Source organism: Schwartzia sp. (in: firmicutes) (genome assembly GCF_978017985.1).
Genome location: NZ_CDXDFU010000081.1, coordinates 1 through 9,510, shown reverse-complemented (window position 1 = coordinate 9,510; position 9,510 = coordinate 1). Strand labels below are relative to the sequence as shown.

Here is a 9,510-nt window from a genome sequence, read left to right as displayed (position 1 = left end):
TTAATCTTTTGAGTATAAAGCTTTCGCTTTACTCTTTTTAGAAATTGTTGGTTCATGAAGCATAGCTTCATGCCCGACATCTGGCTTGAATCAATTTAGATGATTCATTTCTGCATTGTTTAGTTTTCAAGGAACACCTTGCGCTTCATCGTGCCCCGCACGAGTCAGCTTCTATATATTACCTCTTTGCCCGAGGTTCGTCAAGCACTTTTTTCAATTTATTTTAAGCGATTCATTTTTCGCTTTTCAAAGGTTACGGGAATAAGTGCGCAAGCCTCTGCAAACTGTTCTGCAATATCAAAGTATGCCCCTATTCCATCGACCGTATGTGCATCTGAACCTATTGTGACATACCTTCCCCCCAGCTCCCGATAGCGTTTATATACGGGTACAAGCTGTTTGAAATTAATCGGAGTCCCGAACCTTCTTGTATTAAGCTCCAAAACTGTGTCTGTCTCAATGACTGCACGCAGGACAGCATCTATATCCTCTGTCCATCTTGCGTATTGGATTCCCGCGTCCTCATAGGGAGCATACCGCGATATATAGTCAATATGCCCGAGTATATCAATGTACGGATTGGAACGCACCATATCTTCCATCAAATGAAAATATCGACGATACATTTCATCCTGAGTTTTTCCTTCGTACCCATCCTTTTCATAAATATCATGACCGTCAACAAGATGAATAGAGCCAATGACTTCATCAAAAGGCACTTCAGCGATAAATGCCTCAGCCTGCTGTCTTTCCCCCGGTACCAGTCCGACTTCAACTCCAAGACGTACCGATTCAGAGCGAAGAGTCTCGTATTCCTTCCAGTATTCCTTAGGGTCAAATATAAAATCCAATTCTCCCGGGTAACTGAAATCTATATGCTCGGTAAAGACTATTCCAAGCCCCTGTTTTTTCGCTGTTTCTATAGCATCCTTTGCAAGCATTTCCGAATCAGCGGAAAATTTCGTATGTGAATGATTATCGAACAGCATTTTATTACGCTCCTTTTTGCTCTGCTTCGTACGCTTCCTGCAAAGCCTTCGCCAACTGATCAGGGCATGATGTCTGTCGCTCTCCGCAGCGGTTGCCTGTAAATCTTTCTATTACAGTATCAATATCCATGCCAACTACCAGCTTACTGATTCCGCTGAGATTTCCCGGGCAGCCTCCTTCAAAGCTGACGCTGCGGATAGTTTTTCCGTCAAGGTCAACTGTAATTGAACGTGAACACGTCCCTTTTGTTTTATATACGTAACTGCTCATATATATTCTCCTTAAAAACATTCCTTAAATTATTTTCGTTACATCATCATATCACGGGAGCACAAAAAAGCAAAACTGCAAAAAGAAAACCTGCGCCGCAAAAGACGCAGGTTTATCAATATTATTCTCAGATAACCCCGATAAGGTGTGCAACAATATATGCAAGCACGCCTCCGCAAAGCGGAGCAACAACAGGGACCCATGCATAGCCCCAATCGGAATCAGCCTTGTTCTTGAACGGAAGAACAGCATGTGCAAGACGAGGGCCGAGGTCACGGGCAGCACTCATTGCGTAGCCTGTCGGACCGCCGAGGGAAAGTCCCAGCGCCCAAATGAGCATACCTACGAGATAAGGTCCGAGTCCTGCAGGAATCGGTCCATTAGGTTTAGCAAAAATCATCCAGATGATGAACATAAGAAAGAATGTCGCAATCATCTCTGTAATAAAGTTAGCCGGAATATTACGGATTGCCGGAGCCGTACAGAAAACACCGCGCTTTGTCGGACCGTCCTCCGTCTCTGCCCAATGCGGGAGATATGCAAGATAGACAACAAGACCGCCGCAGAAACCGCCTGCAATCTGCACAATAGATGTGATAACAAACTGCGGGAACGTATATATACCCGCAAAAGTCTTTGCAAGGGTAACGGACGGGTTCAGGTCAGCCTGCGGAGCCCCGAGAGCATTCGCAGTAAATACACCAAGAAGCACGGCAAAAGCCCAGCCTGCCGTAATGCAAATCCAACCGCCTCCGGAGCCGCAGGTTTTCTTAAGAGCCATATTTGCGCATACGCCGCAGCCGAACGTCACAAGAACGATCATTCCGACGAATTCGCCTAAAAGATTGCTGAGATCCATTAATCGTTTCCTCCTTAGTCTTCTTCGTCTTCAAGCCAATGCATAGCATGGCGGACAGCCTTGCGCCAGCCTTTATAAAGCTTATCTGCATCGTCTTTGGCCATTTTCGGATCAAAACGGTTGTCAAGCTTCCATCTCTTCTTGAGCTCGTCCTTCGATTTCCATACGCCTACAGCAAGACCTGCAAGGTATGCAGCACCGAGAGCCGTTGTTTCAATTACCTGAGGACGCTCAACAGGAACACCAAGCATATCTGCCTGGAACTGCATGAGCATATTATTTGCGACAGCTCCGCCGTCAACTTTGAGGGATGCGAGACGAATGCCTGAATCTGCCTCCATAGCGCTCAAAACGTCGCGAGTCTGATATGCCATGGAATCAAGAGTTGCACGAACGATATGAGCCTTTTTCGTACCACGGGTAAGACCGATAATCATACCGCGTGCGCTCATATCCCAGTACGGAGCACCGAGTCCTACAAATGCCGGAACAACGTAAACGCCGTCTGCATCCGGAACGCGTTTTGCAATCCACTCGGAATCCGGTGCAGCATCAATGATGCGCAGTCCGTCGCGCAGCCACTGAATAGCAGAGCCTGCAACAAAGATAGAACCCTCCAGAGCATATTCGACTTTTCCGTCGAGGCCCCACGCAATAGTTGTAACAAGCCCGTTCTTGGACTCGTAAATCTTTGTACCTGTGTTCATGAGCATAAAGCAGCCCGTACCGTACGTGTTCTTTGCCATGCCCGGCTCGAAGCAGTTCTGACCGAAAAGTGCAGACTGCTGGTCACCTGCCGCACCTGCGATAGGCACGCAGCCGCCAAGAATGGAAGGAATCGTCTCGCCGTATACCTGGCTTGACGGACGTACCTCCGGAAGCATGGATGCAGGAACTGTAAGGTGCTTAAGAAGTTCCTCATCCCATTTAAGTTCATGAATATTGAACATGAGTGTGCGGGATGCATTGGAATAATCTGTAACATGAACCTTGCCGCCCGTGAGCTTCCAAATGAGCCAGCTGTCAATTGTACCGAAAAGAAGCTCTCCGCGCTCTGCCATTGCACGCGCGCCTTCAACATTATCAAGAATCCATTTTACCTTAGTACCGGAAAAATATGCATCAATTACAAGACCTGTTTTATGATGGAACTCGTCCTCAAGTCCCTGCAGCTTCAAATCTTCGCAAATATCAGCTGTCTGACGCGACTGCCATACAATGGCATTGTAAACAGGGCGGCCTGTTTTCTTTTCCCATACCACCGTAGTCTCGCGCTGGTTCGTGATACCGATTGCCTTGATATCGCTCGCCAGGAGATCTGCTTTTTCAAGAGCTTCCTTCATGACCGTTGTCATCGAGCTCCAGATTTCCTCGGCGTCATGCTCAACCCAGCCCGGCTTCGGGAAATACTGTGTGAATTCCTTCTGCGATACACCTACGATGTGGGAATCTTCATCGAAGATAATCGCACGGTTGCTCGTAGTTCCGGCATCCAGTGCCATTACATACTTGCGTGCCATTAAAAAATGCCCCCTTGTTCCGGGACGAGCCCCGGATATTGAATGAAAATGTAATTAAATAATTACGGTATACATTATACGAGCCAAAAAAAGTTTTTTCAATAAAGCAAGCGTTCTCTTTCGAAATTATTTTCAAATGTAATATTCTTTACATTACATATGGAAAACACTGCTGTTGTATCGAAACGTTTTTCTTACGGTATGTCTTTCTCATAAGGTCTATTGTATTTGATTATTTTTCTGTCCAAAAGAAAAATCTCTGTTTGCAGTGAGTCCGTTTCACAACAAACAGAGATTTAATATTTCACTTATTTATAGTATGCCACGCCAGCCTCAAAGAGCTGCTGGTCTTTTGCGCCCGGTACGTTCATGGCAACGTATTCTCCGATACGCTCGGAATGTCCCATCTTGCCGAGAACGCGTCCGTCAGGACTCGTGATACCTTCGATTGCATTTACGGAGCCGTTCGGATTGAACTCGATGTCAAGTGACGGTGCCCCCGACCGGTCAACATACTGTGTTGCAATCTGTCCGTGAACACGCAGGTTTGCGATAACTTCACGGTCTGCAGTAAACCGTCCTTCACCGTGAGATACTGCGATTGTATGCATATCGCCTACCTGAACATTGTTAAACCACGGAGAAAGATTCGATACAACCCGGGTCTGTACCATGCAGGATACATGACGTCCGATTGTATTAAAGGTAAGTGTCGGCGAATCAATATCAAGGTCACGGATTTCTCCATACGGAACAAGTCCGAGCTTGATAAGTGCCTGGAAGCCGTTGCAGATACCCAGCATCAGTCCGTCCTGATGATTGAGATGCTCCATGACCGCATCCTTGATTTTCGGATTGCGGAACATCGAAGCAATGAATTTTGCGGAGCCGTCAGGCTCATCACCGCCGCTGAAGCCGCCCGGCAGCATGACTATCTGGGCTTTTTTGATGCCTCTTGCGATTGCATCCACCGTTTCTGCTACAGCCGACGGGGTCAGATTGCGTACAATGAGCGTTTCTGCTTCAGCACCGGCACGTTCAAAGGCACGCGCCGTATCGTATTCGCAGTTCGTTCCGGGGAATACCGGTATGAAAACACGCGGCTTCGCATAATGCAGGTGCGGCGTGATACGGTTTCCTTCTTTGTACAGTACAGCAGGAGGGACTTTTCCGAGAGTTTTTGTCTGTGTCGGGAAAATCTTTTCCAGCGGTGCACGCCATACACGCTCAAGCTCCGCCAGCGTACGGACCATCTGTCCGCAGACAATGCTCTGCACAAGGGTTGTTTCACCCAGCTCATAATATCCTGTACCCATAAGAGCCTCGGATACGTCCGTCCCGGCAGCAACCTCAATCAGGATAGTGCCATAATCAGGTTTGAACAAGTCATCACGCTGCGGGATTCGGGTGAAATTAAAGCCGACTGAGTTACCCATGCACATTTTCGTAACAGCTGCGGCAATACCTCCGTATTTCACTGTTGAAGCCGACAGAACTTTATTGGATTCCGTAAGCGCCTGAACGCACACGAAATTATGACGCAGTTTCGTAAAGAGCGGAAGGTCAAAGGCATCCTTCGGTGCCGGTACGACATATACCTTGCTGCCCGGGAACTTGAATTCCGCGGAAACGGCATTTTTAGCCGGCATGGCTTCAACTGCAAAGGCTGCAAGAGACGGCGGTACATGGATATCCATGAATGTACCTGACATGGAGTCTTTTCCGCCGATGGCAGGAATTTCAAGTCCATGCTGTGCCCAAAGCGCGCCCAAAAGTGCGCTGAACGGTTTGCCCCATTTTTCGGGATCTTTTCCGAGGCTTTCGAAATATTCCTGCAGAGTCAGGCGAATACCATCGGCACTGCCGCCAAGTGCTACCATTTTTGCCGTTGCTTCAACAATAGCGTACACCGCACCATGGAACGGACTCCATTCCATAAGATGAGGGTCAAAGCCGTATGTCATAGCCGTTGCGGTTTCAGTCTCTGCTCCAAGCATCGGCAGCTTTGCAACCATGCCTTCCTGCGGCGTAAGCTGACGCTTTCCGCCAAATGGCATAAGAACCGTATTACCGCCGATTGTGGAGTCAAAACGCTCGCCCAGCCCCTTCTGGCTGCAGACATTAAGCTCGGAAAGATCTGCTTCCCATGCTGCCGCAAGGTCACGGCCGCATTTTTTGACTGCCTCGGGAATCTGCCAAAGGTAACGCTCCTCTGCAGACGGCATATCTATTTTGACATTTACATGCTGCTTTACACCGTTTGTATCGAGGAAATCACGGCTGATATCGACAATAGGTTTTCCTCTCCAGTGCATTCTAAGGCGCGGTTCTGCCTTTACCTCTGCCACAACAGTTGCTTCGAGGTTTTCTTCCCCGGCTGCCTTAATAAATTTGTCCACATCTGAAGCCGCCAATACAACAGCCATACGTTCCTGAGACTCTGAAATAGCGAGCTCAGTTCCGTCAAGGCCCTCATATTTTTTAGGTACGGCATCAAGGTTCACCGAAAGTCCGTCTGTCAGTTCTCCGATAGCAACGGAAACACCGCCCGCGCCAAAATCGTTGCAGCGTTTGATAAGCGTGCTGATTTCAGGACGGCGGAAAAGTCGCTGAATCTTTCGCTCCGTAGGCGGATTGCCTTTCTGAACCTCTGCTCCGCAGTTTGCAAGCGAATCCAGAGTATGCTCTTTCGATGAGCCTGTTGCTCCGCCGCAGCCGTCACGTCCTGTGCGGCCGCCGACCAAAACTACAAGGTCGCCCGGTTCAGGCGCCTTGCGGACAACATTTTTCTTCGGAGCAGCAGCGATAACGGCACCGATTTCCATGCGTTTTGCCATAAAGCCTTCATGGTAAACCTCCGCAACCTGTCCCGTAGCGAGACCAATCTGGTTTCCATATGAGCTGTAGCCAGCCGCGGCTCCCTGTGTAATTTTCTTCTGCGGAAGCTTGCCGGGCATAGTCTCGGCAATAGGACGGCGAGGGTCAGCCGCACCTGTAAGGCGCATTGCCTGATAAACGTAGGAACGTCCGGACAGCGGATCGCGGATAGCTCCGCCAAGGCATGTTGCAGCTCCGCCGAAGGGCTCGATTTCCGTCGGATGATTATGTGTCTCGTTTTTGAACATAACAAGCCAATCTTCTGTTTCATCGCCTTTAGACGCCTTTACGACAATAGAGCATGCGTTGATTTCATCGGAAGCATCCAAATCTGCAAGCTTTCCTGCCTTCTTAAGCGCCTTCATACCCATAACGGCAATATCCATAAGGGTAATGTCACGATTTTTCCCCGCGTAAACAACCTTGCGGTCTTCGAGATAGCGTTCGTATGCTTTTTCGATAACAGGCGCAAAGTAGCCCTTCTCAATATCTACGCGGTCAACCGCCGTCGTAAAAGTGGTATGGCGGCAGTGGTCGGACCAATACGTATCAATAACACGTATTTCCGTAATCGTCGGAGCGCGGTGCTCCGTGTCACGGAAATACTTCTGACAGAACGCAAGGTCATCAAAGCTCATGGCCAATCCACGTTTTGCATGGAAAGCACGGAGCTGTTCTTCGCTGTATGTGTTGAATTCCTTCAAAACCTCGACGTCCGCAGGAGTCTCCATCTCCATTGCGAGAGTCTGGGGCTTTTCAAGGGAAGCTTCACGGCTTTCAATGGCGTTGATCATATAAGCCTTGATTTTTTCAAAGCTTTCATCATCAACATCTCCCACAAGCACGACAACGGTTGCCGTATGAATCTCCGGCCGTTCCTTCTGCGTGACAAGCTGCACGCACTGTGCCGCCGAATCTGCCCGCTGATCGTACTGTCCCGGCAGGTACTCCACGGCAAACATACGGGAATCCTTAAATTCCGGAAGTGTCTCCTCATATACAGTATCAACCGGAGGCTCCGCGAAAACAACATCCCGCGTCGCACGGAATTCCTCATCACTGAGGCCCTCTATATCGTAACGGTGGATTAAGCGTACGGCCTTCAAGCCTGTAAGGCGGAATGTCTCCACCAGGTCTGCCATAAGCTGCTGTGCAGGTATATCAAAGAAACCCTGCCGCTTTTCCACAAAAAGTCTTCTGACTGTCATCCTTGTTCCCCCTGTGAGTTATTCATCTTTTAACAGCTCGGTCGAAACCTTCACGACCACTTTCAGTACCTTGCCGGGCTTGTCATCAATAGCACGGCAGGGGCAGTGCACATCCTTCGTAGTAAGTACAGCAAAAACGCCCGGTTTTAAGACAAAATTGCTCTCGGGCACCAGCTTTTCATAAAATGTAATATCCTTTTCTTCATCGTAAGGAGTTTTTACCTTCAAATCAGGAGTAAACGGGCACCAGCCGAGATGCTCCTCCCCTTCCGCGAGAAACTGGACATCATAATAACGGCGATGCGACTCCGGGAAGCATTCCTTGGCGGGCTTCGTCGTATATCGGGAAACCGTAGCGTACATGAGGTCTCCTTCAATTTCATAGCGTCCGTCCTCGAGCTTCGTGAAATCCTTGCTGCGCAGAAAATCAATCGCCCTTATGACGGCATCTGCATAAGCAGCACGAGCAGGATTATATTCGTTTATCGTTCCAATGAGCATAATACAACAGCGCTCCTTTAAGAAATAGATGCGGCAGGCAGAATCCGCAAAAAATTTTTCTTGAATGCCATAAATACTTGTGATATTATTTTACCAAATCCAGACAGATATGCAATGATTGGGACAGTACATTTTATTTTACTTTCAGAGAGACGGCGGTCGCTGTAAGCCGTCAGAGAATGAAATGGAAGGCTCCCCATGAGCATGCCGGAGAAATCCGGCCGCGCGCCGCGATAAAGCACCACGAGTGAGTTTCGGCTCATAAAGGTGGTACCACGGGAATTACTCTCGTCCTTTACGGACGAGAGTTTTTTGTTTATTTGGGATAACGACAGGAGGAATCACAATGAAAGAACTACTTGAACTGTTGGAACATGACGGCAGACGCCCCATAAGTGAGCTGGCTGCCATTCTCCACCGAAGTGAATACGAGGTGGAAAAAGATTTAAAGCAGCTCGAAAAAGACCGTATTCTTCTCGGCTACAACGCCATAATCGACTGGAACCGTGCAGGCCGTAACTCCGTCGTTTCTGCCATAGAGGTCAATCTTACCCCCCAGCGCGAGGTCGGATTTGATGCCATCGCAGAGCGCATCAGCCGCTTTGAAGAAGTCAATTCAGTCTATCTCATGAGCGGAAGCTTCGATCTGCTCGTAATAATAGAGGGTGAATCCCTGCAGGAGATTGCAGACTTTATTGCAACACGTCTTGCAACCATTGACGGCGTAACCTCTACCCGCAGCCACTTCGTTCTGAAGCCGTACAAAAAGGACGGGCTCATTGTCGGTGATAAGGAACGCGACCGCAGACTGGTGGTGAGCCCATGAAGGACTGGAACAGTATTTTATCCCCCGCAGTACAAAATGTCGCTCCGTCGGGTATCCGTAAATTTTTCGACATTGCGGCTGAAATGGAGGACGTCATCTCTCTCGGTGTCGGTGAACCGGATTTCGTCACACCATGGACAATACGTGAAAGCTGCGTCTATGGCCTTGAACAGGGCTATACATCATACACGGCGAACCGCGGCATGCTCGAACTGCGTGAAGAGATTGCCAAAAACACGGCACTGCACGGCGGTGTCTCTTATGACCCGAAAACAGATATACTCGTAACTGTCGGTGTCAGCGAAGCCCTCGACCTCGCTATGCGTGCTCTGCTGGCCCCCGGAGATGAGGTGCTTATTCCTGAGCCGTGTTATGTTTCCTATAAAGCATGCACTGTGCTGGCAGGAGGAGTTGCAGTTCCCGTTCCTACAAAGATAGAGAACGAATTCCGTATTACTC

Annotated in this window: 8 protein-coding genes and 1 other annotated feature; of the genes, 2 read left to right on the top strand and 6 right to left on the bottom strand. The window is 48.8% G+C overall.

From position 1 onward, the window contains the following. Window positions 1–218: 218 nt before the first annotated feature. The 6 genes from ACY69O_RS03685 to ACY69O_RS03660 all read right to left on the bottom strand — a co-directional run bounded on the left by ACY69O_RS03685 (window position 219) and on the right by ACY69O_RS03660 (window position 8,225). Window positions 219–989: a histidinol-phosphatase HisJ family protein gene (locus ACY69O_RS03685; protein ID WP_462332120.1), complete on the bottom strand. Its 771-nt coding sequence runs from the start codon at window positions 987–989 to the stop codon at window positions 219–221. A gap of 4 nt (window positions 990–993) precedes the next feature. Then, on the bottom strand, window positions 994–1,260 hold the full coding sequence (locus ACY69O_RS03680; protein ID WP_462332119.1) for a TIGR03905 family TSCPD domain-containing protein: 267 nt from the start codon (window positions 1,258–1,260) through the stop codon (window positions 994–996). A gap of 127 nt (window positions 1,261–1,387) precedes the next feature. Next, the gene (locus ACY69O_RS03675) at window positions 1,388–2,119 is read right to left on the bottom strand and encodes an MIP/aquaporin family protein (RefSeq protein WP_462332118.1); all 732 of its coding nucleotides are present in this window, start codon (window positions 2,117–2,119) and stop codon (window positions 1,388–1,390) included. A gap of 14 nt (window positions 2,120–2,133) precedes the next feature. Next, complete coding sequence (gene glpK / locus ACY69O_RS03670) at window positions 2,134–3,639, bottom strand: glycerol kinase GlpK (protein ID WP_462332117.1); 1,506 nt, start codon at window positions 3,637–3,639, stop codon at window positions 2,134–2,136. Between the two features lie 308 nt (window positions 3,640–3,947). Further along, window positions 3,948–7,724 carry a phosphoribosylformylglycinamidine synthase gene (locus ACY69O_RS03665; RefSeq protein WP_462332116.1) on the bottom strand — a complete coding sequence of 1,259 codons (3,777 nt, stop codon included), beginning with the start codon at window positions 7,722–7,724 and terminating at the stop codon, window positions 3,948–3,950. 18 nt (window positions 7,725–7,742) lie between these two features. After that, window positions 7,743–8,225, bottom strand: a complete 483-nt coding sequence (locus ACY69O_RS03660) for a NanQ anomerase/TabA/YiaL family protein (RefSeq protein WP_462332115.1) — start codon at window positions 8,223–8,225, stop codon at window positions 7,743–7,745. A gap of 105 nt (window positions 8,226–8,330) precedes the next feature. Further along, window positions 8,331–8,524, top strand: a binding site (T-box leader). A gap of 47 nt (window positions 8,525–8,571) precedes the next feature. Between ACY69O_RS03660 and ACY69O_RS03655 the strand changes: the two genes are divergently transcribed. Continuing rightward, on the top strand, window positions 8,572–9,051 hold the full coding sequence (locus ACY69O_RS03655; RefSeq protein ID WP_462332114.1) for an Lrp/AsnC family transcriptional regulator: 480 nt from the start codon (window positions 8,572–8,574) through the stop codon (window positions 9,049–9,051). Next, window positions 9,048–9,510 (top strand): aminotransferase class I/II-fold pyridoxal phosphate-dependent enzyme (locus ACY69O_RS03650; protein WP_462332113.1); only part of this gene is annotated, 463 nt, incomplete at its 3' end. The genes ACY69O_RS03655 and ACY69O_RS03650, both read left to right, overlap by 4 nt.

What these genes read in the sequence shown, in the direction of transcription:
- ACY69O_RS03665 (WP_462332116.1), bottom strand. Translation starts at nt 7,724, where the DNA reads ATGACAGTCAGAAGACTTTTTGTGGAAAAGCGGCAGGGTTTCTTTGAT.
- ACY69O_RS03685 (WP_462332120.1), bottom strand. Translation starts at nt 989, where the DNA reads ATGCTGTTCGATAATCATTCACATACGAAATTTTCCGCTGATTCGGAA.
- glpK (WP_462332117.1), bottom strand. Translation starts at nt 3,639, where the DNA reads ATGGCACGCAAGTATGTAATGGCACTGGATGCCGGAACTACGAGCAAC.
- ACY69O_RS03655 (WP_462332114.1), top strand. Translation starts at nt 8,572, where the DNA reads ATGAAAGAACTACTTGAACTGTTGGAACATGACGGCAGACGCCCCATA.
- ACY69O_RS03680 (WP_462332119.1), bottom strand. Translation starts at nt 1,260, where the DNA reads ATGAGCAGTTACGTATATAAAACAAAAGGGACGTGTTCACGTTCAATT.
- ACY69O_RS03675 (WP_462332118.1), bottom strand. Translation starts at nt 2,119, where the DNA reads ATGGATCTCAGCAATCTTTTAGGCGAATTCGTCGGAATGATCGTTCTT.
- ACY69O_RS03660 (WP_462332115.1), bottom strand. Translation starts at nt 8,225, where the DNA reads ATGCTCATTGGAACGATAAACGAATATAATCCTGCTCGTGCTGCTTAT.